General features: G+C 59.9%; 26 protein-coding genes and 1 tRNA gene. 17 read left to right on the top strand and 10 right to left on the bottom strand.

Going from position 1 to position 24,639, the window contains the following annotated elements; all coding sequences use genetic code 11:
• Positions 1-26 precede the first annotated feature (26 nt).
• On the bottom strand, positions 27-2,171 hold the full coding sequence (gene dinG, locus ACMDB8_RS05640) for an ATP-dependent DNA helicase DinG (RefSeq protein WP_007992389.1): 2,145 nt from the start codon (positions 2,169-2,171) through the stop codon (positions 27-29).
• Positions 2,172-2,269: 98 nt separating this feature from the next.
• Here dinG and ACMDB8_RS05635 point away from each other — a divergent pair, with 98 nt between their 5' ends.
• Positions 2,270-2,734: a CopD family protein gene (locus tag ACMDB8_RS05635; protein ID WP_056720849.1), complete on the top strand. Its 465-nt coding sequence runs from the start codon at positions 2,270-2,272 to the stop codon at positions 2,732-2,734.
• A 61-nt stretch (positions 2,735-2,795) separates the two neighbouring features.
• On the opposite strand, the gene ACMDB8_RS05630 is transcribed toward ACMDB8_RS05635, so the two are convergent.
• The 4 genes from ACMDB8_RS05630 to ACMDB8_RS05615 all read right to left on the bottom strand — a co-directional run bounded on the left by ACMDB8_RS05630 (position 2,796) and on the right by ACMDB8_RS05615 (position 5,460).
• Complete coding sequence (locus ACMDB8_RS05630; protein WP_056720851.1) at positions 2,796-3,554, bottom strand: collagen-like triple helix repeat-containing protein; 759 nt, start codon at positions 3,552-3,554, stop codon at positions 2,796-2,798.
• Positions 3,547-3,825, bottom strand: coding sequence for a DUF1145 domain-containing protein (locus ACMDB8_RS05625; protein WP_056720853.1), 279 nt, complete (start codon positions 3,823-3,825; stop codon positions 3,547-3,549). The genes ACMDB8_RS05630 and ACMDB8_RS05625 overlap by 8 nt, the downstream gene beginning before the upstream one ends.
• A 148-nt stretch (positions 3,826-3,973) precedes the next feature.
• Positions 3,974-4,681, bottom strand: coding sequence for an OmpA family protein (locus tag ACMDB8_RS05620; protein WP_056720855.1), 708 nt, complete (start codon positions 4,679-4,681; stop codon positions 3,974-3,976).
• Between the two features lie 89 nt (positions 4,682-4,770).
• Positions 4,771-5,460 (bottom strand): OmpA family protein, encoded by a 690-nt coding sequence (locus tag ACMDB8_RS05615; RefSeq protein ID WP_056720858.1) that lies wholly within the window; start codon positions 5,458-5,460, stop codon positions 4,771-4,773.
• A gap of 189 nt (positions 5,461-5,649) precedes the next feature.
• On the opposite strand from ACMDB8_RS05615, the gene ACMDB8_RS05610 reads away from it, so the two are divergent.
• The 4 genes from ACMDB8_RS05610 to ACMDB8_RS05595 all read left to right on the top strand — a co-directional run bounded on the left by ACMDB8_RS05610 (position 5,650) and on the right by ACMDB8_RS05595 (position 7,424).
• Complete coding sequence (locus tag ACMDB8_RS05610) at positions 5,650-6,147, top strand: DUF6231 family protein (protein WP_056720861.1); 498 nt, start codon at positions 5,650-5,652, stop codon at positions 6,145-6,147.
• Positions 6,148-6,151: 4 nt separating this feature from the next.
• Positions 6,152-6,628: a YchJ family protein gene (locus tag ACMDB8_RS05605; RefSeq protein ID WP_056720863.1), complete on the top strand. Its 477-nt coding sequence runs from the start codon at positions 6,152-6,154 to the stop codon at positions 6,626-6,628.
• A gap of 86 nt (positions 6,629-6,714) precedes the next feature.
• A complete protein-coding gene (locus ACMDB8_RS05600; protein ID WP_056720865.1) occupies positions 6,715-7,209 on the top strand; it encodes an LEA type 2 family protein in 495 nt (164 codons plus the stop codon).
• Positions 7,206-7,424 (top strand): SEC-C metal-binding domain-containing protein, encoded by a 219-nt coding sequence (locus tag ACMDB8_RS05595; protein WP_056720867.1) that lies wholly within the window; start codon positions 7,206-7,208, stop codon positions 7,422-7,424. Before ACMDB8_RS05600 ends, ACMDB8_RS05595 begins: the two co-directional genes overlap by 4 nt.
• 76 nt (positions 7,425-7,500) lie before the next feature.
• Here ACMDB8_RS05595 and ACMDB8_RS05590 read toward each other — a convergent pair whose 3' ends face one another.
• A complete protein-coding gene (locus ACMDB8_RS05590; protein WP_223542155.1) occupies positions 7,501-8,058 on the bottom strand; it encodes a cysteine hydrolase family protein in 558 nt (185 codons plus the stop codon).
• Positions 8,059-8,244: 186 nt separating this feature from the next.
• On the opposite strand from ACMDB8_RS05590, the gene ACMDB8_RS05585 reads away from it, so the two are divergent.
• The 6 genes from ACMDB8_RS05585 (at position 8,245) to ACMDB8_RS05560 (ending at position 15,246) form a co-directional block, all read left to right on the top strand.
• Positions 8,245-10,695, top strand: coding sequence for a penicillin acylase family protein (locus ACMDB8_RS05585; RefSeq protein ID WP_223542156.1), 2,451 nt, complete (start codon positions 8,245-8,247; stop codon positions 10,693-10,695).
• A 353-nt stretch (positions 10,696-11,048) separates the two neighbouring features.
• Entirely contained in the window at positions 11,049-11,831 is a 783-nt protein-coding gene (locus ACMDB8_RS05580) for a transporter substrate-binding domain-containing protein (protein ID WP_056720873.1), read from the top strand.
• Positions 11,832-11,887: 56 nt separating this feature from the next.
• Positions 11,888-12,616, top strand: a complete 729-nt coding sequence (locus tag ACMDB8_RS05575) for an ABC transporter permease (protein ID WP_056720874.1) — start codon at positions 11,888-11,890, stop codon at positions 12,614-12,616.
• On the top strand, positions 12,613-13,323 hold the full coding sequence (locus ACMDB8_RS05570; protein ID WP_056720877.1) for an ABC transporter permease: 711 nt from the start codon (positions 12,613-12,615) through the stop codon (positions 13,321-13,323). Before ACMDB8_RS05575 ends, ACMDB8_RS05570 begins: the two co-directional genes overlap by 4 nt.
• 26 nt (positions 13,324-13,349) lie before the next feature.
• Positions 13,350-14,468, top strand: coding sequence for a succinylglutamate desuccinylase/aspartoacylase family protein (locus ACMDB8_RS05565; RefSeq protein ID WP_409078232.1), 1,119 nt, complete (start codon positions 13,350-13,352; stop codon positions 14,466-14,468).
• A gap of 13 nt (positions 14,469-14,481) precedes the next feature.
• The gene (locus tag ACMDB8_RS05560) at positions 14,482-15,246 is read left to right on the top strand and encodes an ABC transporter ATP-binding protein (RefSeq protein WP_095965070.1); all 765 of its coding nucleotides are present in this window, start codon (positions 14,482-14,484) and stop codon (positions 15,244-15,246) included.
• Positions 15,247-15,378: 132 nt separating this feature from the next.
• Here the strand turns inward: ACMDB8_RS05560 and ACMDB8_RS05555 are convergent, their stop codons facing one another.
• Both ACMDB8_RS05555 and dcd read right to left on the bottom strand, forming a co-directional pair.
• The gene (locus ACMDB8_RS05555) at positions 15,379-15,588 is read right to left on the bottom strand and encodes a hypothetical protein (RefSeq protein WP_033047523.1); all 210 of its coding nucleotides are present in this window, start codon (positions 15,586-15,588) and stop codon (positions 15,379-15,381) included.
• Positions 15,589-15,695: 107 nt separating this feature from the next.
• Entirely contained in the window at positions 15,696-16,262 is a 567-nt protein-coding gene (dcd, locus tag ACMDB8_RS05550) for a dCTP deaminase (RefSeq protein ID WP_007940589.1), read from the bottom strand.
• Positions 16,263-16,615: 353 nt separating this feature from the next.
• Between dcd and ACMDB8_RS05545 the strand changes: the two genes are divergently transcribed.
• Complete coding sequence (locus tag ACMDB8_RS05545) at positions 16,616-16,825, top strand: cold-shock protein (protein ID WP_002554837.1); 210 nt, start codon at positions 16,616-16,618, stop codon at positions 16,823-16,825.
• 159 nt (positions 16,826-16,984) lie between these two features.
• Here the strand turns inward: ACMDB8_RS05545 and ACMDB8_RS05540 are convergent, their stop codons facing one another.
• The gene (locus tag ACMDB8_RS05540) at positions 16,985-17,992 is read right to left on the bottom strand and encodes a DUF481 domain-containing protein (protein ID WP_056720883.1); all 1,008 of its coding nucleotides are present in this window, start codon (positions 17,990-17,992) and stop codon (positions 16,985-16,987) included.
• Between the two features lie 163 nt (positions 17,993-18,155).
• Here ACMDB8_RS05540 and ACMDB8_RS05535 point away from each other — a divergent pair, with 163 nt between their 5' ends.
• From ACMDB8_RS05535 to ACMDB8_RS05520, 4 genes are all read left to right on the top strand, one after another.
• Positions 18,156-18,509: an MGMT family protein gene (locus ACMDB8_RS05535; protein ID WP_056720885.1), complete on the top strand. Its 354-nt coding sequence runs from the start codon at positions 18,156-18,158 to the stop codon at positions 18,507-18,509.
• Positions 18,510-18,553: 44 nt separating this feature from the next.
• Complete coding sequence (locus tag ACMDB8_RS05530) at positions 18,554-20,113, top strand: AmpG family muropeptide MFS transporter (protein WP_056720887.1); 1,560 nt, start codon at positions 18,554-18,556, stop codon at positions 20,111-20,113.
• Positions 20,114-20,255: 142 nt separating this feature from the next.
• Entirely contained in the window at positions 20,256-21,971 is a 1,716-nt protein-coding gene (locus tag ACMDB8_RS05525; protein WP_056720889.1) for a proline--tRNA ligase, read from the top strand.
• A gap of 19 nt (positions 21,972-21,990) precedes the next feature.
• A complete protein-coding gene (locus tag ACMDB8_RS05520; RefSeq protein WP_223542158.1) occupies positions 21,991-22,944 on the top strand; it encodes a hypothetical protein in 954 nt (317 codons plus the stop codon).
• 94 nt (positions 22,945-23,038) lie between these two features.
• Here the strand turns inward: ACMDB8_RS05520 and dinB are convergent, their stop codons facing one another.
• Complete coding sequence (gene dinB / locus ACMDB8_RS05515) at positions 23,039-24,100, bottom strand: DNA polymerase IV (protein WP_409078233.1); 1,062 nt, start codon at positions 24,098-24,100, stop codon at positions 23,039-23,041.
• Positions 24,101-24,400: 300 nt separating this feature from the next.
• Between dinB and ACMDB8_RS05510 the strand changes: the two genes are divergently transcribed.
• Positions 24,401-24,477 (top strand) — tRNA-Met (locus ACMDB8_RS05510).
• Positions 24,478-24,639: the final 162 nt, after the last annotated feature.

Here is a 24,639-nt window from a genome sequence, read left to right as displayed (position 1 = left end):
GGCGGGCAAAACTGCCCACCGGTGCTTCAGGAAATTTCTCGACGGAACGGCGGCAACGCATTGAGGATGGCTTTGCCATAGCGCTGGGTCACCAGGCGCCGGTCGAGCAAGGTGATAGTGCCGCGGTCTTCTTCGGTGCGCAGCAAGCGACCGCAGGCCTGGACCAGCTTCAGCGAGGCATCCGGCACGGAGATTTCCATGAACGGATTGCCGCCCCGGGCTTCGATCCACTCGGCCAGCGCTGCTTCGACCGGATCATCGGGTACCGAGAATGGAATCTTGGCAATGACCACGTGCTCGCAATAGGCACCGGGCAAGTCGACCCCTTCGGCGAAGCTCGCCAGGCCGAACAACACGCTGGAATCCCCACCATCGACCCGCGCCTTGTGCTTGTTGAGGGTTTCCTGTTTCGACAGGTTGCCCTGGATGAACACTTGCTTGCGCCAGTCGCGGTCGAGGCCGTCGAACACGTCCTGCATCTGTTTACGCGAAGAAAACAGCACCAGCGTGCCCCGCGAGCCTTCGACCAATTCAGGCAGGTCACGAATGATCGCGGCGGTATGCGCCGCTGCATCACGGGGATCGGCGTTCAGGTTCGGCACCCGTAGCACACCGGCGTCAGCGTGATGGAAGGGGCTTGGCACCACGGCCGTCACGGCTTTTTTCGGCAGGCCGGCGCGCATGCGGAAGCGGTCGAAGGTGCCGAGGGCCGTCAGGGTCGCCGACGTCACCAGGCAGCCATACGCCACGTTCCACAGGTTGCGGCGAAGCATTTCCGCCGCGAGGATGGGGCTTGCGTTGACCTCGATGTCGAACAGCGAACCGCTTTCGGCCAGGGTCAGCCAGCGGGCCATCGGCGGGTTGTCTTCCGGGTCCTCGACGGTGAAGGCAGTCCACAATTCCCAGTTGCCGGAAGAACGCGACAACAGACTACCGAATAGCGGATACCACTCCTCGGCCTGGTTGCTGGCGATGCCAATGTTGACCTCGCCATCCATGCCTTCTTTGAGCAACTCGGTCAGGCGGGTGAACAGATCGGTCAGCCGCGCGAAACCCTTCTTCAGTTCGATGCCCATTTCACGCATGTGCTCGGGGATCACCCCGCCGACGAATCGGTGACGCGGGCGCTCGCGGCCTTCGACGTCTTCGCCGGGCTTGAAGTCGGCGATCTGCTCGCAGGCGGTGAACATGAACTGCTGCTGGGTCTTGATCTCCCGCGCCAGCTCCGGCACCTGCTCGATCAACTTGCCCAGGTCCCCCGGCAGCGGGTGCTGGGCCAGAAGCTTGGTGAGGTTCTTGGCGGTGGTCTCCAGCCAGTCGGCGGTGGAGCGCAGGCGCGTGTAATGGGCGAAGTGGCCGATGGCCTTGTCCGGCAGGTGATGGCCTTCGTCGAACACGTAGATGGTGTCGCGCGGGTCCGGCAGCACGGCACCGCCGCCCAGGGCGAGGTCGGCCAGCACCATGTCGTGGTTGGTGACGATCACGTCGACCTTGCCCATGCCTTCGCGGGCCTTGTAGAAGGCGCACTGGCCGAAGTTCGGGCAATGACGGTTGGTGCACTGGCTGTGGTCGGTGGTCAGGCGCGCCCAGTCGGCGTCTTCCAGGGCGGTGGACCAACTGTCGCGGTCGCCGTCCCACTTATTGCCGGCGAGTTTCTCGATCATGCTGGTGAACAGCTTCTGGCTGGCCTCGTCGACCTCGATCTTGAAGCCTTCTTCTTCGAACAACTGAGCAGTGGCGGTCTGCGCGTGGCCTTCCTGGAGCAACATGTCGAGCTTGGACAGGCACATGTAGCGCCCGCGCCCCTTGGCCAGGGCGAAGCTGAAGTTCAGCCCGCTGTTGCGCATCAGGTCAGGCAAGTCCTTGTAGACGATCTGCTCCTGCAGGGCCACGGTGGCCGTGGCGATCACCAGGCGCTTGCCGGCGGCCTTCGCCGTGGGAATCGCCGCCAGGCTGTAGGCCACGGTCTTGCCGGTACCGGTGCCAGCTTCCACCGCGACAATCGCGGGGTCGCCACTGCGCCGGCCTTCGTCGTCGGTGTCGATATCACCCAGGACCTTGGCGACTTCGGCGATCATCAGGCGTTGGCCATAACGCGGCTTGAGGCTCTTGGCTTCGAGAAAACGCGAGTAGGCGCCCTGGATCGTGGTTTTGAGTTCAGTGCTGATCATGGATTGTCGGGCGCAAAAACGCTGGATAAATTTTCAGTGGTTCGGTTTGGTCGCTATCATACCCCGCTAATGAATCCCGCGCAGAACGGAGTAACCCAATGACACCTTTTAGCCTCATTTATAGCCTGCATGTACTGGCCGCCCTGGTCTGGGTCGGCGGCATGTTTTTCGCCTGGATGGTCCTGCGCCCCGCCGCGGTGACGGCACTGGAAGGCCCTGCCCGGCTGAAGCTGTGGGTAGAAGTGTTTCAAGGATTTTTCCGCTGGGTCTGGGTGGCGGTGGTGCTGTTGCCGGTCAGCGGCGTGGGCATGCTGCACATGCACTTCGGTGGCTTTGAAACTGCGCCACGTTATGTGCAGGTGATGATGGGCTTGTATGTGGTGATGACCGCGCTGTTTATCCGGATTCAGGCGCTGATGCTGCCGGAGCTGCGCACTGCCGTGGCCGAGCAGGATTGGCCCGTTGGTGCAGCGGTGCTGGGGCGGATCCGCAAGTTGGTGGGGATCAATCTGTTGGTGGGATTGGCCTTGGTAGCGATTGCTGCGGCTCGGCCGATGTTCTGAATCTGCCGGACGGGTGTGGCAGGGGGGGATTGCCCTCTCGCCACAGAGGGCCTGGTAAGTTTTACAAGCGCTGAACCGTCACCGAACCCGCAGCCCCTTCCGGCCCGGGCTGCCCGTCAGCCCCGGGTTTACCGCTCTTGCCGCCATCGGCCTTGTAGATCAGGCAACCCTTGGCCTTGCCACCCGCCCCCGGTTTGCCGCCAGGGCCGGCCAGGCCACCGGCACCGCCCGCCACCTGAACCTTGATCCGGTCCGCCGGGAAGTCGTGCGGCACTGCCAGCTTGACCAGCGCCCCCGGTGCTCCCGGCTGGCCATTGCTACCATCACTGCCATCGGCACCGCGCCCCGCCTGCCCCCAGGTGCAGCCCGGTTCCTGGCCGTTGGCCCCGTCAAGGCCAATGAACCCCGGTGCGCCCGCACCACCGCGAGCATCAACGTTCAATTGCGCTGCGTTCAGTGTCTTGATCTGCAAATCAAGGCTGCGTCCGGATCGAGCGGCCTTCTGGTAAGTCCCGGGTGAGCCACGGGAGGTGATCTGGCTGCCTTCGGACAAATCAGCGCGACGAACCTTCAGCGCCAGCGCCTGTTCCCCCGGCACGATGGCAATGCGCGCTTCACGCCCCAGATGCAATTCACCCACGGTGACTTCCGTGACGTTCGAAGGAATCAGCAAGGTGCCGTAATCGGCCACCACCAGGCGTTCCAGTTGCAGGGTGCTGGCGGTGTTGGGCAAGCGCATCAGCGAGTTGGTTTCGACACTCACCACCTGTGCGCTGGCCAATGGGCTGATGAGTGCGACGAGCAGACAGAGTTTACGCATGGGAAGCCTTCGAAGCGCTGGGAGCTGGAATGGTTTGCAGGTGGAATACGCCGAAAATGACGATCTTCAGGCGGTCAAGCCAGGGATGGGCGCGACCTCGAAGGCTGCGATAGCACAGCAACGCTTCCAGAAGATGGATGAACCCCAACAGGCCGCCGGCCAGGTTGACCAACGGGTGCAGCGGAAAGACAAACGGTGTGAGCAGATTGACCAGCACTACCGCCCAGAACAGCAAGGTCAGTAACCGCCCCAGTCCCCATATGACGTTCATACGCGCCCCCGATGAGAATTATTGTTTGCGCGCACAGTAACGGCTTCCACGCGGGATAAGCCAGAGGGCAACGGAAAAATCTTCATGAAGGCCGCCAAACGGCCGTCGTAGCGATCATACCCGTCGCCCGACGGCTCTATCTCTTGGCTCAGCGGTTTATATGCAGTTCCACGCGACGGTTTTTCGCACGACCTTCTTCGGTTTCGTTGCTGGCAATCGGTTGGCTCTCACCCCGGCCTTCGCTGGTGACTTTGTTCGGCGCCACGCCCTGGCTCAACAGGTATTCCGCCACGCTGCTGGCACGCCGCTCCGACAAGGCCTGGTTATAGGCATCCGAACCGACGCTGTCGGTATGGCCGACCACCTTGATGCTGACCACATCGGCATCCTCGAACTTGCTCATCAACGCATCCAGTTGACTCTTCGCTGTCGGGGTCAGCTCGGATTGATTGAAGACAAACAGTACATCGCTCAGAGTAATGACTTCGGATTGCGCAGGCTCGACCTGGACGCTGTCCGGGTATTGCGGCACCGGGCAGCCCCGATGGTCGACCGGGGTATTGGCAGGGGTATCAGCGCAACGGTCGCGTCGGTCGAAAACGCCGTCTCCATCTTCGTCGCCATCCTGGGCATAGCAGATCAAGCCGCCGGACAAGATACCCAGCGCTGCCCCGCCCGCGGCCCAGGCACCACTCTCGATTGCGCCCAGACCACCACCGACCAGGCCGCCGATGAGGCTGCAAATTGGCCAGGTGCGTTGATTGAGGGGGGCAGTGCCATCGCTGTGGGTCGCGCAGCCGGTCAAGAGGCTGCCAAGTAGCAGAACCGGCAAGACGGTCCTTGTGAGAACGATCATATTGAAAGCTCCTGTGTCCGGCCAATACCGGTTACACAGGAGTAAAGACCCGCATCCGCGACTGCACAAGGCGCGGATGCGAGGGGGACTTAACGCTGGATTTTGATTTCGGTACGACGGTTCTGTGCACGACCGTCAGCGGTTTTGTTGTCAGCAACCGGCTGGCTTTCACCGGCACCGACAACCGACACGAAGTTGCTGCGAGGTACGCCTTGCTCGATGAGGTATTCAACCACCGAGTGGGCGCGTTTTTCCGACAGTTTCTGGTTGTAGGTGTCACTGCCCACGCTGTCGGTATGGCCGGTCACGGTCAGTTGAGCGGTAGGGGCTTCGGCTTTCAGGCGAGTGGCAATCTTGTCGAGTACCTGTTTGTCGGACGAGGTAAGCGTGGCTTTGTCAAACTGGAAGTGAACATCGCGGATGACGATGGTTTCTTCCTGAACCACAACCGCTTCTTCGACCACAGGCGCTGGTGGTGGGCAACCGTTGGCATCGACCTGAACGCCTTTTGGCGTGCCTGGGCACTTGTCGCGACTATCCGGTACGCCATCGCCGTCTTCATCGCCATCACCGTGCACCCAGCAATAAGCCGCTGCCGTACCGCCGACGAGCAGAGCACCATACCCTGCCCATGCCGAGCTTTCGGTCGCACCGATGCCCGCCCCCACGACACCACCAACTGCCGCACAGGTCGGCCAGTCGGTTTTCTGCAAACCTGCGCAACCAGTCAAGACACTGGTTAGCAGAACCAAGGGTAATGCTGTCCGAACTATGCTCATCTAGTTTTCTCCTGAGGGATCGGCTTAGAACCGATTCAGGTAGTAAAGACCCGAGTTTTAAACTCCGCCAGCAATAGGCCATGCTGTTTATTCGCGTATTAACGGCAGGTTGGCGCTTTTGTCGCCAGGGTGCTCTAGGCCCGAACGTTAGGGCAGGCTAGTCTTGGCAGATCTGATTGAGGATCTTCGATGACTGCAGGTATTTCTTCACGCACGCCACAACAGGCACTGGCCGCGTTACTTGACCGATATGCCCCCGCACGCCTGTTGTTGATCGGCGCCAGCGAATTCCCGGCACTGGAGGCTTTCAAACTCGCTCACCCGGATAGCTGTGTCGCTTCCGCGGCCCCCGGGCCACTGCCGGCCGAGCTGGCGGCCCGCCGTTTCGACCTGGCCCTGGTAGTCGATTGCCTGGAGCATTTGCCCAAGCGCGACGGCCTGAACCTGCTGGGCGGCATCCGCAACCTCAACGCCAGCCGCATCGCAGTACTGGTGGACCTGCCGGCCTGTGGCTGGCAGGAAACGGACTTTTTCTCCCTGGCCCTGCAAGCCAGCGAACGCTTCCAACGGGACGAACAGGTGCTGACCCTGTTCACCTACGATCTGCTTGAATACAAACAAGTCCCCGACTGGCTCAACTCGCGCTTCTGGGCCAATCCGGAAAACTTCGGGAAATACTGGTGGTAATGCAATGAGTACATCCATTTGCCCATGCGGCAGCGGCACCCTGCTCGACGCCTGCTGCGGTCACTATCATGCCGGACACCCGGCACCGTGCGCAGAAGCATTGATGCGCTCGCGCTACAGCGCCTATGTGCTGGGGTTGGTCGACTATCTGGTAGCCACCACCCTGCCCGCCCAACAGGCCGGCCTGGACCGTCAATCGATCAGCGACTGGAGTGCGCAAAGCACATGGCTGGGCCTTGAGGTCGAAAGCTCCGAAGTGCTGGGCGGCCAGCCTGAACACGCGTTCGTGACCTTCACCGCGCGCTGGCACGACAGTAATGGCGAGCACAGTCATCGAGAGCGCTCATCGTTCGTACAGAACACCGGGCGCTGGTATTTCATCGACCCCACCGTGCAACTCAAACTCGGGCGCAATGACCCCTGCCCGTGCACGAGTGGGCAGAAGTTCAAGAAGTGTTGTGCGGGGTATTTCAGCAGCTAGGACAAGCAATGACTGTCCACCGCGCAAGAGCGGCCGAAGGCTGCGATCTTTTGGGTCTAGACTGGGCTCAAGGGAGAAACACCACGATGATCATCCGCCGCGGCGCACGCTGTCTGCTTACGCTGTTCCTGACACTGGGACTCGGCGGCTGTGCATCGTGGTTCGCCGACGACTTGCCGGACCCCGAGGTCCATCTGGTGAAGATCGAGGTGGTCAGCGCCAAAATGCTGGAACAGAAATTCCTCCTGCATTTTCGCATCGACAACCCCAACGACAGCGACCTGACGGTGCGCAGCCTGGAGTACCGCGTTCATCTGGGTGACATACTGCTGGCCGATGGCGAGTACGAACACTGGTTCACCATCAGCCCCAGGCACAGCGCTTACTTCAAGGTGCCGATCCGCACCAACCTGTGGTCCAAGGTCCGTGAAATGGCCAAACTGCTGAAAAAATCCGATCAGCCCATTCCCTATCGTCTGGAAGGTGAACTGGAAACCGGTATATTCATCGCCCACTACGTGCACCTGGCGCGCAATGGCGTGATAATCGCCGCCGATTTAATTCCGGAGCAACACCGATGACCCAGCAACCCCATGTCCACGGCCCTGACTGCAACCACGATCATGATCATGACCATCACCACCATGATCATGATCACGACCACGGCCATGTCCACGGTCCGAACTGCGGCCACGCTCACCAGGAACCGGTGCGCAACGCATTGAAAGACGTCGGCCGCAACGATCCGTGCCCATGCGGCAACGGCAAGAAATTCAAGAAGTGCCACGGCGCTTGATGCTTCTGGCGAAGACTTGCTTCGCCTGTTGAATCGCCATCCTCTCCTGTGGGAGCGAGCTTGCTCCTACAGGTGCTTAGTCGGCTGACAGAATCTGTGCACTGCTGACCACCGTCGCATACTCACCGTGCAAATTCCCCAGCGACATCCCATGCACCTCTTCGGCGCTATGGGCATGGCCGAAGAAATCAGCCTTGTCGAAGGTAAAGCACGCATCCTCGGCCACCCAAGTATCAAACCCCAGGTTGCCCGCGGTACGCGCCGTGGACTCCACCGAGTTGTGGGTTGCGACACCGACGATGATCAACTGCCCGATCCCCGCCTCGCGCAACTGCGCCTCCAGCCCGGTCGAACAGAACGCATCCGGCACCTGCTTCTGGATCAAGCGTTCACCGGCCATTGGCTCGAACCGTTGCTGAAACTCCACCCCCGACTGCAGTGGCCAGAATACCGAGTCCTCCGAGCGGGACAGGTGTTGCACATGGATCACCGGCCGGGCGGTACGCCGCCAATGGCCGAGCATTTCCAGCATGCGCGCTTCGGCCTCCGGATTATTCCTGCGACCGAGCCTTGGATGCAGGATGCCTTTTTGTTGATCGATGATGACCAGTGCCGCGTTTGCCTTGAGCTCCATGCCGACTGTCTTCCTGGATTGTTGAGCGTGTCGCACTTCAATATCACCAGTTACGGCTGGCAAGCCACTGTTGAGGCTGCGATCTTTGACAAATCCTGAAATAACCTCTTACCCCGCTTGCGCGGCCATCGCCTGCTCACTAACGTAGCGCCTTTATTGCGCTACCACCCCCGCAGGAGCTTTGCCATGGCCTCGCCAGCCCTTACTCATTTTCTACCCCGGTTCGGCGTTGCCGCAGCAGTGGCCGGTGTGTTGAGCCTGACCGGTTGTCAGAACTTCAACGCCCAGGACACCCTCCCGCCAACCTCCGGCGTACAACCACTCAAAGGCCTGGCGCAGAGCGTTTCGGTGCGTCGCAATGCCATGGGCATGCCGCTGATCGAAAGCAACAGCTTCCACGACGCGCTGTTCACTCTCGGTTACGTGCATGCCAGCGACCGCATCACCCAGATGGTCACCCTGCGCCTGCTGGCCCAGGGCCGTTTGGCCGAGATGCACGGCGCCGACCTGCTGGATGCCGACCGCTACATGCGGGCGGTCAACCTGAAGAAAAGTGCTGGCGAGCTGTACAAGGCTTCTTCGCCGCGCCTCAAGCGTTTCTTCGAAGTCTATGCGCGCGGGGTCAACGCCTACCTGTTCCGCTACCGCGACAAACTGCCGGCGGATCTGGCGGCCACCGGCTACAAGCCTGAATACTGGCAGCCGGAGGATTCGGCGCTGATTTTCTGCCTGCTGAACTTCAGCCAGTCGACCAACCTGCCGGAAGAAGTTTCCTCGCTGGTACTGGCCCAGACCGTCACCACCGACAAACTGGCGTGGCTGACGCCGTCGGCTCCCGACGAAAAACTGCCGGTCGCCGAAAGCGAAAAATTGCAAGGCCTCAAGCTCAACGGGCAAGTACCGGGGCTGGCTGAACTCAGCAAAGCCACCGGACAACTATCGGACCTCAACCTGCTAGGCGCCACCTCGTCGAACAACTGGGCCATCGCCGCGCAACGCAGTCGCAGCGGCAAGAGCCTGCTGGCCAGTGACACTCACGGCCCGCTGGGCGTGCCTTCGCTGTTCAGTTACGTGCAGATTCGCGCGCCGAAGTATCAGGCGTCCGGCGTGACCATCGCGGGGCTGCCAATGGTGCTTGGCGGTTTCAACGGCAAAGTGGCGTGGAGCATGACGTCCGTGATGGGCGACAACCAGGACCTGTTCCTGGAGAAAATCAAGCGCCTGGGCAACGGGCTTACCTACGAAAACGCCGGGAAATGGCAGCCGGCGATCGTGCGCAACGAAACCTATTTCGTCAAAGGCCAGCGGTCGATTCGTGAAGCGGTGTACGAAACCCGCCATGGCCCTCTGCTCAACAGCGCCCAGGGCACCACGCTGGCCAATGGTTTCGGCCTGGCCTTGCAGACGCCGAACTTCACCGACGACAGAACCCTGGACGCGCTCTTCGACCTGTCCCGCGCCCAGAGTGTCGAGAAAGCCTCGGATGCCAGCCGCGAAATCCGCGCCATTGCGCTGAACCTGGTGTTCGCCGACGCCAGTCACATCGGCTGGCAAGTCACTGGCCGTTACCCGAACCGCCGCGAAGGCGAAGGCCTGCTGCCTTCGCCGGGCTGGGAAGGACGATACGATTGGGACGGTTATGCCGACCCGATGCTGCACCCGTACGACCAGGACCCGGCCCAGGGCTGGCTCGGCACCGCCAATCAGCGAGTCATTCCCCATGGCTACGGCATGCAGTTGTCCAATTCCTGGGCCGCTCCGGAGCGCGGCGAGCGCCTGGCCGAACTGGCCGGCGCCGGCAAGCACGACAGCCGCAGCCTGATCGCCATGCAATACGACCAGACCACTACCTTCGCTGCCAAGCTGAAGAAAATGTTCGAAGCGCCGGGCATGGCCCAGCCGCTCAAACAAGCCATGGACGCCTTGCCGCCGGCCGATCGCACCAAGGCACATGAAGCCTACAGCCGCTTGATGGCGTTCGATGGCAAGCTCAGCCCGAGCTCCACCGATGCGGCGATCTACGAATTGTTCCTGCAGGAAAGCACGCGGCAGATCTTCCTCGACGAACTGGGCCCGGAAACCAGCTCGGCGTGGAAAGCCTTTGTCGCCGACGGCAAGTTGTCCTTCGCGGCCCAGGCCGATCACTTGCTCGGGCGTGAGGACAGCCCGTTCTGGGATGACGTGCGCACCGCGCAGAAAGAAGACAAGCCGGCGATCCTCGCTCGCAGCCTCGCCGCCGCGATCAGCACAGGCGACAGCCAGTTGGGCGGTGATCACAGAGCCTGGCAGTGGGGCAAACTGCATCGCTATGAATGGAAAAACAGCAGCGGCCAGACCGTACGCGGACCGCTGCCGGCCGGTGGCGATCACACCACGCTCAACACCGCCGCCTTCGCCTGGGGGCAGGACTTCAACACCACGCTGGCGCCAGCCATGCGCTTTATCGTCGACTTCGGCCAGTCCGAACCGCTGATGGCGCAGAACGGCACCGGTCAGTCCGGCAACCCGGCCAGCCCGAACTACCTCAACAGCATCGAGCCGTGGCTCAAGGGCCAGTACATGAGCCTGCCGATGCAGCCGCAGAACTTCGACAACGCCTACGGCAAGGCGCGATTGACGCTGACCCCAGGAAAGTAACCGCGCCCTTTAGTTGTGCGAGCTTGCTCGCGATAGCGGTCTGACATTCACATTGAGGTTGAATGTCAGACCGCTATCGCCGTTGCGCTGACGCGAGAATGAGTCGTGTCACCCGGTGGAGAGCCTGGTGCCCCTGCTCAGTCAAACCGTTTTTTGTGGCGAGATGATTTGGTGCACCCATTTCCCTGCGCCCGTTTTCGTGCATAAATCTGTCTCCGGCCATTTCCAAGCACCTTTTAAAACGCTTGTTCGGCACTCTGGTTCGGAAATTGCTACTTTCAACAGGTCTTACGCTTTCCAGTAACAATAATTCTGCGCCACAAGCGCTCATATTGGTTTTTAGGGATTGAATAATGAAAAAAGCATTGCTGACCCTTTCTGCACTGGCGTTGTGCATGGCTGCCGGCTCCGCCATGGCGAAGGAGTACAAAGAACTGCGTTTCGGCGTTGACCCTTCCTACGCACCGTTCGAATCGAAAGCGGCCGATGGCAGCCTGGTAGGCTTTGACATTGATCTGGGCAACGCGATCTGCGCCGAGCTGAAGGTCAAGTGCAAATGGGTCGAAAGTGACTTCGACGGTATGATCCCGGGCCTGAAAGCCAATAAATTCGACGGTGTGATCTCGTCGATGACCGTTACCGAAGCCCGTGAAAAAGTCATCGACTTCTCCAGCGAACTGTTCTCCGGCCCAACCGCCTACGTGTCCAAGAAAGGTTCTGGCGTGACCGAAGACGTCGCCTCGCTCAAGGGCAAGACCGTCGGCTACGAACAAGGCACCATTCAGGAAGCCTATGCCAAAGCCGTTCTGGACAAGGCCGGCGTGAAAACCCAGGCCTACGCCAATCAGGACCAGGTCTACGCCGACTTGACTTCCGGTCGTCTCGACGCAGGGATTCAGGACATGTTGCAAGCCGAACTGGGCTTCCTGAAGTCGCCACAGGGTGCCGACTACGACGTCAGCAAGCCGGTCGACAACGCGTTGCTGCCAGCCAAAACGGCCATCGGCATTAAGAAAGGTAACACCGAGCTGAAAGCACTTTTGGATAAAGGTATCAAAGCGTTACACGATGATGGCACCTACGCCACCATTCAGAAGAAACACTTTGGCGATCTGAATCTGTACAGCGGCAAATAATGCCCGGCGCCCATCTTTCGATGGGCGCTTTTTTCATCCGATCAGGTTGCTGATTTATGTTCGAAAACCTATTAGAAAATCTGGGGCTCTCTGCCTTCAGCCTCAAGGGCTTCGGTCCGCTGCTGATGCAAGGCACCTGGATGACGATCAAGTTGTCGGCGTTGTCACTGTTGGTAGCCGTGTTGCTCGGGCTGATCGGCGCCAGTGCCAAGCTGTCAAAAGTCAAACTGATGCGCGTGCCTGCCCAACTCTACACCACACTCATTCGCGGCGTTCCGGACCTGGTCCTGATGCTGTTGATCTTCTACAGCCTGCAAACCTGGCTGACCTCTTTTACCGATTACATGGAATGGGAATACATCGAGATCAACCCGTTCAGTGCCGGGGTCATCACCCTGGGCTTCATCTATGGTGCGTATTTCACTGAAACCTTCCGTGGCGCGATTCTCGCCGTCCCACGGGGTCAGGTCGAAGCGGCCACCGCCTATGGCCTCAAGCGCGGCCAGCGTTTCTGGATCGTGGTGTTCCCGCAGATGATGCGTTATGCCCTGCCGGGTATCGGCAATAACTGGATGGTGATGCTCAAGGCCACGGCCCTGGTGTCGATCATCGGCCTCGCCGATCTGGTCAAGGCTGCCCAGGACGCCGGTAAAAGCACCTATCAGCTGTTTTACTTCCTGGTGCTTGCCGCGCTGATCTACCTGCTGATCACCAGCGCATCCAACTTCATTCTGCGCTGGCTCGAACGTCGTTACTCCGCCGGTACCCGGGAGGCCGTACGATGATCGAACTTCTGCAGGAATACTGGAAACCCTTCCTCTATAGCGACGGCAACAACATCACCGGCCTGGCCATGACGATGTGGCTGCTCAGCGCTTCGATCTTCTTCGGTTTTATCGTGTCGATCCCGCTGTCCATCGCCCGTGTATCGCCGCGCATCTACATCCGTTGGCCGGTGCAGTTCTATACCTACCTGTTCCGCGGCACGCCGCTCTATATCCAGTTGCTGATCTGCTACACGGGGATCTACAGCCTGGCCGCCATTCGGGCCCAGCCCGTACTGGACGCATTCTTTCGCGATGCGATGAACTGCACGATCCTGGCCTTCGCCCTGAATACCTGCGCCTACACCACGGAGATTTTCGCCGGGGCCATTCGCAGCATGAACCACGGCGAAGTCGAAGCGGCCAAGGCTTACGGCCTGACCGGCTGGAAGCTGTATGCCTACGTGATCATGCCGTCGGCCTTGCGTCGCTCGTTGCCGTACTACAGCAACGAAGTGATCCTGATGCTGCACTCGACCACCGTGGCCTTCACCGCGACCATCCCGGACATCCTGAAAGTCGCGCGGGACGCCAACTCGGCGACTTTCCTGACCTTCCAGTCGTTCGGCATCGCCGCGCTGATCTACCTGACCGTCACTTTTGCGCTGGTCGGCCTGTTCCGCCTTGCCGAACGCCGATGGCTGGCCTTCCTCGGGCCGACCCACTAGGACTCAACCAGTTTCAGGAAAAACAGATGCGCCACCAGAAACATGACCTGCTGGCCCCGCTGCCCGGGACCGCACGACAAATCCACAGTTTTCACTTCGGCCCCCAACCGGCCAACGGCAAGATCTACATCCAGGCCTCCCTGCACGCCGACGAAATGCCCGGCATGCTGGTGGCCTGGCACCTCAAGCAACGCCTGGCGGAACTGGAAGCCGCCGGTCGCCTGCGCAGCGAAATCGTGCTGGTGCCCATCGCCAACCCGGTGGGCCTGGAACAGGTACTGATGGATGTGCCGCTGGGTCGCTACGAACTGGAAAGCGGCCAGAACTTCAACCGCTGGTTCGTCGACCTCAGTGAGGAAGTCGGCAACGCGATCGAAGGCAAGCTCAGTGACGATCCGCAGTACAACCTGCAACTGATCCGCAGCAACCTGCGCGATGCACTGGCCCGGCAGACCGCCGGCACCCAATTGCAATCCCAGCGCCTGACCCTGCAACGACTGGCCTGCGACGCCGACATGGTGCTCGACCTGCATTGCGATTTCGAAGCGGTCGCTCACCTCTACACCACGCCGGATGCCTGGCCGCGGGTCGAGCCGCTGGCCCGCTATATCGGCGCCCAAGCCAGCCTGCTGGCAACCGATTCCGGTGGTCAGTCGTTCGACGAATGCTTCACCCTGCTCTGGTGGCAGTTGAAGGAACGCTTCGGCGAGCACTTCGACATTCCGCCGGGCAGCTTTTCAGTGACCGTCGAACTGCGCGGCCAGGGCGACGTCAATCACCCGTTGGCCAGCCGCGATTGCCAGGCACTGATCGACTACCTGATCCATTTCGGCGCGATCGCCGGCGAAACCGCGCCCCTGCCCGACCTGCCCTACCCGGCGACACCGCTGGCCGGCGTAGAACCGGTGGCCACACCGGTGGGCGGCCTGCTGGTGTTCAGCGCGCTACCGGGCCAGTACCTGGAAGCCGGGCAACTGATCGCCGAGATCATTGATCCGGTCAACGATCTGGTCACTCCCGTTCATTGCGCCACAGCCGGGCTGATGTATGCCCGTTCGCTGCGCCGCATGGCCACTGCCGGCATGGTGATCGCCCATGTCGCGGGCACCGAAGCCTATCGCAGCGGCTATCTACTTTCGCCTTGAGGATGCACGCCCCATGTACAAACTGACCATCGAAGGCCTGCATAAAAGCTACGGCGATCATGAAGTCCTCAAAGGTGTTTCGCTCAAGGCCAAGACCGGCGACGTCATCAGCCTGATCGGCGCCAGCGGCTCGGGTAAAAGTACCTTTCTACGCTGCATCAACTTCCTGGAACAACCCAACGACGGCGCCATGAGCCTCGACGGGCAGAACATCCGCATGATCAAGGATCGCCACGGCATGCACGTGGCCGACGCCGATGAGCTGCAGCGGATTCGCACCCGCCTGGCCATGGTGTTCCAGCATTTCAACCTGTGGAGCCACATGACGGTGCTGGAAAACATCACCATGGCGCCGCGCCGGGTGCTGGGCTGCGACAGGAAAGAAGCCGAGGATCGCGCCCGGCGCTACCTCGACAAGGTGGGGCTGGCTTCCCGTGTGGCTGACCAATACCCGGCCTTCCTGTCCGGCGGTCAGCAACAACGGGTAGCGATTGCCCGCGCACTGGCCATGGAGCCCGAGGTCATGTTGTTCGACGAGCCGACTTCGGCGCTGGACCCGGAACTGGTAGGTGAAGTGCTCAAGGTGATCCAGGGCCTGGCCGAAGAAGGCCGGACCATGATCATGGTGACCCACGAAATGAGCTTCGCCCGCAAAGTGTCGAGCCAGGTCTTGTTTCTGCACCAGGGCCTGGTGGAGGAAGAAGGCGCGCCGGAAGACGTGCTGGGCAATCCGAAAAGCGAGCGGTTGAAGCAGTTCCTCAGCGGCAACCTGAAGTAACGACTACAGCAAAACCTGTGGGAGCGAGCCTGCTCGCGATAGCGCCGGTACAGCCAGCATTGAAGTTGACTGATCGACCGCTATCGCGAGCAGGCTCGCTCCCACATTTTTTTGATCTGTAATAACTGAGAATCAGGCGACAGGCGCAGGCGGCGGCTCATCCGGCAGCGTAGGCTCACCCGGTTCGTTAGGCTGCTCATTCGGGGTATCAGGATCAGGCTGGCCGGGAATACCCCCTGCCATGCTGACGGGCGGGTGCGCCAACAAGGACCAGGCCAGAACGCCAACCTGATTGGGTTCAAGCCTTGCCAGTTCGGCACTGATTCGCGGATCGATCTTCATTCGGCACTCCTGAGCGATGGCCCGACCCGCCTTGCGCGGATCGGAACAGTACACCCCATAGAGTGTACGCCCGCTCAGGAATTCCCGACATTTGTCAGACGGTTGACTCAGGTGCGCGGCAGGGTCACGCCACGCTGGCCCTGATACTTGCCGCCACGGTCCTTGTAGGACACTTCACACTCTTCGTCAGACTCAAGGAACAGCATCTGCGCCACACCTTCGTTCGCGTAGATTTTCGCCGGCAGATTGGTGGTGTTGGAGAACTCCAGGGTCACATGGCCTTCCCACTCAGGCTCGAGCGGCGTGACGTTGACGATGATGCCGCAGCGCGCGTAGGTGCTTTTACCCAGGCAAATGGTCAAAACGTTGCGCGGAATGCGGAAATATTCGACGGTGCTGGCCAGGGCGAACGAGTTCGGCGGAATGATGCACACGTCGCTATGGATATCGACGAAGCTGCCGGCGTCGAAGTTCTTCGGGTCGACGATGGCCGAATTGATGTTGGTGAACACCTTGAAATGATTGGTGCAACGCACATCGTAGCCGTAGCTCGACACGCCGTAGGAGATCACACGGCTATCGTCGCTGCCGCGCATCTGGCGCTCGACGAAAGGCTCGATCATGCCGTGTTCCTGCGCCATGCGGCGAATCCACTTGTCCGATTTGATGCTCATGGCGGGTGTCCTGAATAGCGAGGTCGAAAAATTCTGTCCGGCATCTTACCGGGCGCGCCGCCGGGTTCAAAGTCCGCGGTGCAATTCTCGCCGAACAGGCAGGAATTACGGGCTCTGGCGACGAACCGTCACACCGCCGATCCTTAAAACAGAGAAACCTGTGCAAGAAGCATTGGCACGTCCCGGAAAAAGGGTTAAGGTGGCGTCACTGTGCTGCTTGTGTCACTGAGAATCTCTACACGATATGTTGAATTTCGATCCAACCATCTACAAGAATTTTTCCTGCTCTTTGCACTCAGTCTCGGCCAGGGTTCTTCCTGAGTCGCAGTTATCTTTGTTCAAGGAGTTACACCATGTCTAATCGCCAAACCGGTACCGTTAAGTGGTTCAACGATGAAAAAGGCTTCGGCTTCATCACTCCACAATCCGGTGACGACCTGTTCGTTCACTTCAAAGCTATCCAATCCGACGGCTTCAAAAGCCTGAAAGAAGGCCAACAGGTTTCTTTCATCGCTACCCGCGGTCAGAAAGGCATGCAAGCTGAAGAAGTTCAAGTTATCTAACTTGTACTTGCTTTAGTAAAAAGCCCCGCCCTCAACAGCGGGGCTTTTTTGTGCCTATGTATTTTTCATAGGTAAAAAACATCGCAGCCTGCGGCAGCTCCTACAGGGTGAACATAACTCCCCTGTAGGAGCTGCCGCAGGCTGCGATCTTTTAGCGTCCTACCAGGTCACGCCAAACCCTGCGGTGTAGCGTGTCTTGTCCAGATCCGAATCGTCGGTGCCGCTGATGATGTCGCGCTCCGCCTTCAGGTTCAGCGAAGCCCAGTCAGTCACCTTGTAGCGCAACCCCATCTCGGCATCGAGTGCGTAGTCGGCTACATCCGACAGCGGTTTGCCAACCTCGCCATTGGTAAAGAACTCGACACGCTTGCCAACCAGATAGCGGTTGTAGTCCCACGTCATGGCCAGGGCGTAGAAATTTTCATTGCTGCCATCGGAAAACTCATAATCCGTGCGGTTGACCAGCGAGCCCAGGGAGAATGCTCCGAGTTCGTTATCCCAGAACTGATAGCCGGGACCGGTACCGACCGTGCGCTGCCGGGAAAGATCCTCGACCTTGTCGCGCTTGTAGACCAGACGTCCCTGCCAGAACCATTGCTCGGTCAGGAATCGGTCGATGGAGTACTCGGCCCGCCAGTTGTCCGTGGTCACCACGTCGTCCTGGAACTCACGGTTGTATTCACCTTCAGCGGTGTGCCGCCAGCGACCGTGTCGCGCACTGGTCTTGAAATCGATGTCGTAGTCATCGGTGTCGTTTTCCGCCCGTTGATAATCCAGCGCGACATCGACGTTGCCTTTCCACACCAGATCCTCGACCACCGGTTTTGGCTTGAGAATCTGCTGAATGCTTGCCAGTTCGACCGTCTTTGGTGTCTCGCCGTTGGCCAGCGTGACCTTGCCGGCGTCCGCCGCTATCAGCGACTTGGCCTTCTCGCCAGTGTAGGCATCCTGCTTGACCAGCAACTCCTGATCGCTGTCCAGGGTCTTGACCTGTTTCCAGTCGATCGTCACCGCACCGGCGTACTCGGTCTGGATCAGCAGCTTGCCGCCATCGAACAGCGTGATCTTGCCGCTCAGCTTGTCACCGTTCTTCAACCACACGGTATCGGCGAGCAAGGGAGAGGATGCGCCAAGGACGGCGAGACACAGCAGGGATCTGGACAACATAAACAAAATACAGGCTCAGGCTTGCGAGAAAAGTCGGCATTATCCGTAGGAACAAGGCCATGACAAGGACTGACCCGACTATTTCTGTTGAGTTCATTTCTCAACTTCCTGCGCAGGAATTACTCTACAGAGGGTAAAGCAATCTCCCCGAGGACTGACGGACGTGACCGATCCAACCGAAGACCCCGAGAGTGCAGCGCAAATCCGACGCACGGCGCTGTATCTGACACTGGCCCAAGTACCCAAGGGCAAAGTCGTCAGCTATGGCCAACTGGCCGAGCTTGCAGGACTGGGTCGCGCCGCCCGCTGGGTCGGTCGCACCCTCAGTCAACTGCCCGGCGACAGCAAGCTGCCCTGGCACCGTGTTCTCGGTGCAAACGGGCGTATCAGCCTGCCGGCGGGCAGTCCTTCGGGTGATGAGCAGCGCGCACGATTACGCATGGAGGGCATCAGTATCCAGAACAATCGTGTTGATATTCAGCGCCATGGCTGGCGTCCGGTAGAGCACAGCGGTTAGAGTGCGCGCTTTGTTTCCGTATTTCTTGAGGCAGACTCCAGCCCATGCCCCGTAAAACCTGGCGCGCCGCGCTCGCCGCTTATGCCAGCCCCTCGACACTCGTGCTGTTGCTGCTTGGTTTCGCCGCCGGCTTGCCCTACATGCTGGTGTTTTCGACACTTTCAGTCTGGCTGCGTGAAGCTGGCGTGGCGCGTGAAACCATTGGCTATGCAAGCCTGATCGGCCTGGCGTATGCCTTCAAATGGGTCTGGTCACCCCTGCTCGACCAATGGCGACTGCCATTGCTCGGCAAACTCGGTCGACGACGATCCTGGCTCGTGCTGTCTCAGGCACTGGTCATCCTCGGCCTGATCGGGATGGGTTTCTGCGACCCGCAAAAGCATTTGTCGTGGCTGATCGCCATTGCCGTCGTCGTCGCTTTCGCATCAGCGACCCAGGACATCGCGGTCGACGCCTACCGCCTGGAAATCGCCGAAGACAACCGCCAGGCCGCACTCGCCGCCAGCTACATGTCCGGTTACCGGGTCGCTGCGCTGCTGGCTACCGCAGGCGCGCTCTACTTCGCCGAAGGCTTTGGCTCCACCGGCTTCAACTACAAGCACTCGGCCTGGGCCGGCACTTACATCCTGTTCGGTGCCCTGATGGTTCCGGCACTGCTGACCAGCCTGTTCATGCGCGAACCGCCGGTGCCATTGCGCACACAACTGCAGGCCGGTCGTTACAGCTTCGCGCATCAATTGGCATCGGTCTTTGTGCTGATCGTGCTGCTGGTTTCGGTGCCAGCCATGTTCACCCAGCTCTACAACACCGACTTCGCCAGCGTGTTGTTCCAGGGCGTGAGCCTGCTCGACCTGTTGCTGGAGGACCGCGCCTTCCTGCGCGCAATCCTCTACACCACCCTCACCGCCCTGTGCCTCTCGGCCATGGGCCGTCGTGGCCTGGCGCCTGTGTTGACACCGGTCAACGACTTCATCCTGCGATACCGCTGGCAAGCGCTGCTGCTGCTCGGCTTGATCGCCACCTATCGGATGTCCGATACGGTCATGGGCGTGATGGCCAACGTGTTCTACATCGACCAGGGCTTCACCAAGGACCAGATCGCCAGCGTCAGTAAAATTTTCGGCTTGATCATGACTCTGGTCGGCGCCGGCATGGGCGGCCTGTTGATCGTGCGTTTCGGCATCCTGCCGATCCTGTTCATCGGCGGTGTCGCATCCGCGGCGACCAACATCCTGTTCCTGATGCTCGCCGACATGGGCCCCAACCTGAACATGCTGGTGCTGACCATCTCCCTGGACAACTTCAGCTCGGGCCTGGCGACCTCGGCGTTCGTCGCCTACCTGTCGAGCCTGACCAACCTCAAGTTCTCCGCCACCCAATACGCCCTGCTCAGCTCGATCATGCTGTTGCTGCCACGCCTGATCGGCGGCTACTCCGGAGTCATGGTGGAAAAATTCGGTTACCACAACTTCTTCCTGATCACCGCCCTGCTAGGCGTCCCGACCCTGCTGTTGATCGCCTTGCACTGGTTCCAGGAGAACCGCCGTGAAGGCCCGACACCGACGCCGGAACCGATGCAGACCCCGGTCGCCGAAGAGTCGTAGCCCCTTACGCAGGAAAAATCGCGGAGGGCCGAGTGAATCGCGCCCTCCTGCCACACCGCCGACCGCACGCCTGTACGCCAGCGGATCTCGCCCGTACAATGCTCCGTCATTTCTCGTCATCAGCAATCGATAACGGCCAACCATGCGCACCAGTCAATTTTTGCTCGCCACACAGAAAGAAACGCCTTCCGATGCGGTCGTGATCAGCCATCAGCTGATGCTGCGCGCCGGCATGATCCGCAAACTTGCCTCGGGCCTGTACACCTGGCTGCCGATGGGCTTGCGGGTAATGCGCAAGGTCGAAGCCGTCGTTCGTGAAGAAATGAACGCCGCCGGCTCTCTCGAAGTGTTGATGCCGAGCACTCAACCGGCTGAGCTGTGGCAGGAATCCGGGCGCTGGGAAGAGTACGGCCCTGAATTGCTGCGCTTCAAGGATCGCCATGGTCGCGACTTCTGCGCCGGTCCCACCCACGAAGAAGTCATCACCGATCTGATGCGTAACGAATTGAGCAGCTACAAGCAGCTGCCGATCAACCTGTACCAGATCCAGACCAAATTCCGTGACGAAATCCGCCCACGCTTCGGCTTGATGCGCGGTCGCGAATTCATCATGAAGGACGCCTACTCGTTCCACGCCGACCAGCCTTCGCTGCAGGTCACCTATGACCGCATGCACCAGGCCTACTGCAACGTGTTCACCCGTCTGGGCCTGAAGTTCCGCCCTGTAGAAGCCGACAACGGCTCCATTGGCGGTGCCGGCTCCCACGAATTCCACGTACTGGCCGAGTCCGGTGAAGACGACATCGTGTTCAGCAACGGTTCTGACTACGCGGCGAACATCGAGAAAGCCGAAGCCGTGCCTCGCGAAACTTCCCGCGCCGCACCGAGCGAAGAACTGCGCCTGGTCGACACTCCGAACGCCAAGACCATTGCGCAACTGGTCGAAGGCTTCAACCTGCCGATCGAGAAAACCATCAAGACCCTCGTGGTGCACGCAGAAGAGAAAGGCAAGCTGATTGCCCTGATCATCCGTGGCGACCATGAGCTGAACGAAATCAAGGCCGGCAACCAGCCAGGCGTTGCCAGCCCGCTGGTCATGGCTTCGGAAAGCGAACTGCGCGACGCCATTGGCGCCGGTGCCGGTTCCCTCGGCCCGTTGAACCTGCCGCTGCCGATCATCATCGACCGTTCGGTCGAGCTGATGAGCGACTTCGGCATCGGTGCCAACATCGATGACAAACACTACTTCGGCGTGAACTGGGAGCGCGACCTGCCTGTTCCGACCGTTGCCGACCTGCGCAACGTCGTGGCCGGCGACCCGAGCCCGGACGGCAAGGGCACCCTGGAGATCAAGCGCGGCATCGAAGTCGGGCACATCTTCCAGCTGGGCAACAAGTACAGCAAAGCGATGAAATGCGAAGTGCTGGGCGAGAACGGCAAGCCGGTCACCCTGGAAATGGGCTGCTACGGTATCGGCGTGTCCCGCGTGGTGGCGGCTGCCATCGAGCAGAACAACGACGAAAAAGGGATCATCTGGAGCGACACCCTCGCACCATTCCAGATTGCCCTGGTGCCGCTGCGCTACGAGACCGAGCAAGTTCGCGAAGCCACCGACAAGCTGTACGCGGAACTGACCGCTGCCGGCTTCGAAGTGCTGCTGGATGACCGCGACAAGAAAACCAGCCCGGGCATCAAGTTCGCAGACATGGAACTGATCGGCATTCCACACCGGATCGTGGTCAGCGACCGCGGCCTGGCCGAAGGCAACCTGGAATACAAGAGCCGTACCGAGGCCGAGGCACAAGCGCTGCCGGTCGCCGACGTGCTGTCCTTCCTTCAGGCCCGCATCCGCCGCTGATAGCAGATATAGAGACGTCATGTTCAAGCGAAACACCTTAGGCCTCGGTGGCGCCGCCTTGTGCGGCGCCCTGCTGGTCAGCGGCTGTGCCAATCACATGTCACAACGCAGCGAGCACGAGGAACGGGTCGAGCGCAAATTGCTCGATCACAGCCTGCAGATCGATGTCGGTGAGCCCAAGGTGCTTGAGCTTCCGCAACGGCGGGTGAAAATCCACGAGCAGAAGACTTTCGAAGTCACCGAGTACGAAGTCACGCGTCACTACGACCGCTACACGCCGTACCAACCCTGGCGGGAGATTTACGAAATCCCGCTGGGCGCGGTGGCCGTGGTGGCGGGTGTCGGTGCCAACGTGGTCAACGTATTCGCCCTCGGCAATCTGCCGGACAGCGTGACCAAGGACTGGCTGAGCTACGGTTTTGCCGGGCTCAACCCGTTCATGAACGTACAGTCCCACGGTCGCGCGCAGCAGAACCTGGCCGGTATTGATGAAGTCCAGCGCGACAAACGCACGGAGTATTCAAGCCTGCCCTGGAGCGAGCGCCCGGTAGAGGTCAAGGCCGGCAAGGAAACGTTCGAACTGACCACCGACAAAAACGGCGTGTTGCGCCTGAACCTGTTGGACAACCCGTTCGCCGAACATGACATCAATCATCTGAGCCGGCTGCTGATCCGTGTCGAGGATGCCCAGGACGACGTACACACTGACTCCTCGCTAGCCGTCAGCAGCACCTTGCGCAGCAAGCTCTATGAGGCCCACGGACTGATTTATGACGATCTCGAAGGCGACGAAGTCAATCAGTGGGTCCACCGGGTCAAGCGCCTGTCGGAACTGGGTCTTGAAGAAGAAGCCAGCGAACTGGAACAGAGCCTGATCGAACTGACGCGCAATGATCCAGAATTGCAGACCGAATTCCTCAAGTCACTGGCCCGCAATGGCGAGCGACTGGTGGCGAATCCGGGGCTGAACTAAACGCCAAAAAAGATCGCAGCCTGCGGCAGCTCCTACAACAGATCGCGTTCTTCTGTAGGAGCTGCCGCAGGCTGCGATCTTTTTTTTTCAGAATTTACCGCTTAAACAACTCCATCTGCTCGAACCCGCCCCGCAAGTCCTCCAGCCGCACGCCGACACCCAACAACCGCACCGGTTTACCACCGCGATTGAAGGCCTGGGTCAGCATTAACTGATAACTGCCCAGATCCCGCCCTGCCCCGGCCTGCTCCAATGTCGTCTGGGTGAAGTCGTGAAACTTCACTTTGACGAATGGCTTGCCCGGACGATAGCTGCTGTCGATTCGCGCCATGCGACCCGCCAGGGTCTCCAGCAGTTCGGGCAACTTGTCCAGGCAACTCTTCAGGTCCGGCAGGTCAACGTCGTAGGTATTTTCAACACTGATCGACTGACGACGACTATCGTTGTGTACCACACGGTCATCGATCCCACGGGCCAGGCTCCAGAGTCGCTCGCCAAAGCTGCCGAATTCACGCACCAGCGCCAACTTGTCCCACTCGCGCAATTGCAGGCAATCGATGATCCCCAGCTTGCCGAGCTTGTCGGCGGTGACTTTGCCGACACCGTGCAACTTGTTCACGGGTAAACCGCTGACAAAGTCCTCGACCTGATCCGGGGTGATGACAAACAGGCCGTTGGGCTTTTTCCAGTCACTGGCGATCTTGGCCAGAAACTTGTTCGGCGCCACACCCGCCGACACGGTGATATGCAACTGGTTGGAAACCCGGCGCCGGATGTCCTGGGCGATTCGCGTCGCACTGCCTGCGAAATGCGCGCTGTCCGACACATCGAGGTACGCCTCATCAAGCGAGAGCGGCTCGATGATCTCGGTGTAATCGCGAAAAATCGTGTGGATTTCCCTGGACGCTTCTCTATAGGCATCCATGCGTGGCTTGACGATGGTCAGGTCCGGGCACAGCTTCAAGGCATGCCCGGAGGACATCGCCGAACGCACCCCGTACGCTCGCGCCTCATAATTGCAGGTGGCGATCACCCCGCGCCGGTCCGCCGACCCGCCCACCGCCAGTGGTTTACCGGCGAGGCGTGGGTCGTCGCGCATTTCGATGGCTGCATAGAAGCAGTCACAATCGACGTGGATGATCTTGCGTTGAGTCATAGCAAAGCCGTGTTCATGGCAAAGAAAAGGCGTCATGGCGTGCCGGATAAACAGTATCTCACCGACACCTGTATATAGCACCAGTAGTCTGAATGTTCTTTTCCATTCGTAGGAAGAGTCGATTGTGAATTTATTTTTTCAATCGAAAAATTACTTTCAATAGACGCGCAGGCCTTGTCCTACCTGCCTCACAGACCTGTCGATCGCCCCTATTGAATGCTAACCGATTGAACAGGAAGAGGTTTTATCGGAATTGGAGGTTGACACCCGCGCGCATCTCTATAGAATGAGCCACACAGACGCGGGATGGAGCAGTCTGGTAGCTCGTCGGGCTCATAACCCGAAGGTCGTCGGTTCAAATCCGGCTCCCGCAACCAAACATCAAGAAAGGCTACTCGAAAGAGTGGCCTTTTTTGTGCGCGCTCGCTTTGTAGCGCCGAATGCAGGAACAAGGCCTGGGGCTCAACGGGACCGAAACCGGAAATCGTTCTGATTCCGAAACTTAGGCCATCCCTGCGACCGTTTGCCGCGATTCAACG

It is taken from the genome of Pseudomonas monachiensis, assembly GCF_047345015.1.
GTDB classification, from domain to species: domain Bacteria; phylum Pseudomonadota; class Gammaproteobacteria; order Pseudomonadales; family Pseudomonadaceae; genus Aquipseudomonas; species Aquipseudomonas monachiensis.
This window is presented reverse-complemented; position numbering and strand designations above follow the sequence as displayed.

What these genes read in the sequence shown, in the direction of transcription:
- dinG (WP_007992389.1), bottom strand. Translation starts at nt 2,171, where the DNA reads ATGATCAGCACTGAACTCAAAACCACGATCCAGGGCGCCTACTCGCGT.
- ACMDB8_RS05635 (WP_056720849.1), top strand. Translation starts at nt 2,270, where the DNA reads ATGACACCTTTTAGCCTCATTTATAGCCTGCATGTACTGGCCGCCCTG.
- ACMDB8_RS05630 (WP_056720851.1), bottom strand. Translation starts at nt 3,554, where the DNA reads ATGCGTAAACTCTGTCTGCTCGTCGCACTCATCAGCCCATTGGCCAGC.
- ACMDB8_RS05625 (WP_056720853.1), bottom strand. Translation starts at nt 3,825, where the DNA reads ATGAACGTCATATGGGGACTGGGGCGGTTACTGACCTTGCTGTTCTGG.
- ACMDB8_RS05620 (WP_056720855.1), bottom strand. Translation starts at nt 4,681, where the DNA reads ATGATCGTTCTCACAAGGACCGTCTTGCCGGTTCTGCTACTTGGCAGC.
- ACMDB8_RS05615 (WP_056720858.1), bottom strand. Translation starts at nt 5,460, where the DNA reads ATGAGCATAGTTCGGACAGCATTACCCTTGGTTCTGCTAACCAGTGTC.
- ACMDB8_RS05610 (WP_056720861.1), top strand. Translation starts at nt 5,650, where the DNA reads ATGACTGCAGGTATTTCTTCACGCACGCCACAACAGGCACTGGCCGCG.
- ACMDB8_RS05605 (WP_056720863.1), top strand. Translation starts at nt 6,152, where the DNA reads ATGAGTACATCCATTTGCCCATGCGGCAGCGGCACCCTGCTCGACGCC.
- ACMDB8_RS05600 (WP_056720865.1), top strand. Translation starts at nt 6,715, where the DNA reads ATGATCATCCGCCGCGGCGCACGCTGTCTGCTTACGCTGTTCCTGACA.
- ACMDB8_RS05595 (WP_056720867.1), top strand. Translation starts at nt 7,206, where the DNA reads ATGACCCAGCAACCCCATGTCCACGGCCCTGACTGCAACCACGATCAT.
- ACMDB8_RS05590 (WP_223542155.1), bottom strand. Translation starts at nt 8,058, where the DNA reads ATGGAGCTCAAGGCAAACGCGGCACTGGTCATCATCGATCAACAAAAA.
- ACMDB8_RS05585 (WP_223542156.1), top strand. Translation starts at nt 8,245, where the DNA reads ATGGCCTCGCCAGCCCTTACTCATTTTCTACCCCGGTTCGGCGTTGCC.
- ACMDB8_RS05580 (WP_056720873.1), top strand. Translation starts at nt 11,049, where the DNA reads ATGAAAAAAGCATTGCTGACCCTTTCTGCACTGGCGTTGTGCATGGCT.
- ACMDB8_RS05575 (WP_056720874.1), top strand. Translation starts at nt 11,888, where the DNA reads ATGTTCGAAAACCTATTAGAAAATCTGGGGCTCTCTGCCTTCAGCCTC.
- ACMDB8_RS05570 (WP_056720877.1), top strand. Translation starts at nt 12,613, where the DNA reads ATGATCGAACTTCTGCAGGAATACTGGAAACCCTTCCTCTATAGCGAC.
- ACMDB8_RS05565 (WP_409078232.1), top strand. Translation starts at nt 13,350, where the DNA reads ATGCGCCACCAGAAACATGACCTGCTGGCCCCGCTGCCCGGGACCGCA.
- ACMDB8_RS05560 (WP_095965070.1), top strand. Translation starts at nt 14,482, where the DNA reads ATGTACAAACTGACCATCGAAGGCCTGCATAAAAGCTACGGCGATCAT.
- ACMDB8_RS05555 (WP_033047523.1), bottom strand. Translation starts at nt 15,588, where the DNA reads ATGAAGATCGATCCGCGAATCAGTGCCGAACTGGCAAGGCTTGAACCC.
- dcd (WP_007940589.1), bottom strand. Translation starts at nt 16,262, where the DNA reads ATGAGCATCAAATCGGACAAGTGGATTCGCCGCATGGCGCAGGAACAC.
- ACMDB8_RS05545 (WP_002554837.1), top strand. Translation starts at nt 16,616, where the DNA reads ATGTCTAATCGCCAAACCGGTACCGTTAAGTGGTTCAACGATGAAAAA.
- ACMDB8_RS05540 (WP_056720883.1), bottom strand. Translation starts at nt 17,992, where the DNA reads ATGTTGTCCAGATCCCTGCTGTGTCTCGCCGTCCTTGGCGCATCCTCT.
- ACMDB8_RS05530 (WP_056720887.1), top strand. Translation starts at nt 18,554, where the DNA reads ATGCCCCGTAAAACCTGGCGCGCCGCGCTCGCCGCTTATGCCAGCCCC.
- ACMDB8_RS05525 (WP_056720889.1), top strand. Translation starts at nt 20,256, where the DNA reads ATGCGCACCAGTCAATTTTTGCTCGCCACACAGAAAGAAACGCCTTCC.
- ACMDB8_RS05520 (WP_223542158.1), top strand. Translation starts at nt 21,991, where the DNA reads ATGTTCAAGCGAAACACCTTAGGCCTCGGTGGCGCCGCCTTGTGCGGC.
- dinB (WP_409078233.1), bottom strand. Translation starts at nt 24,100, where the DNA reads ATGACTCAACGCAAGATCATCCACGTCGATTGTGACTGCTTCTATGCA.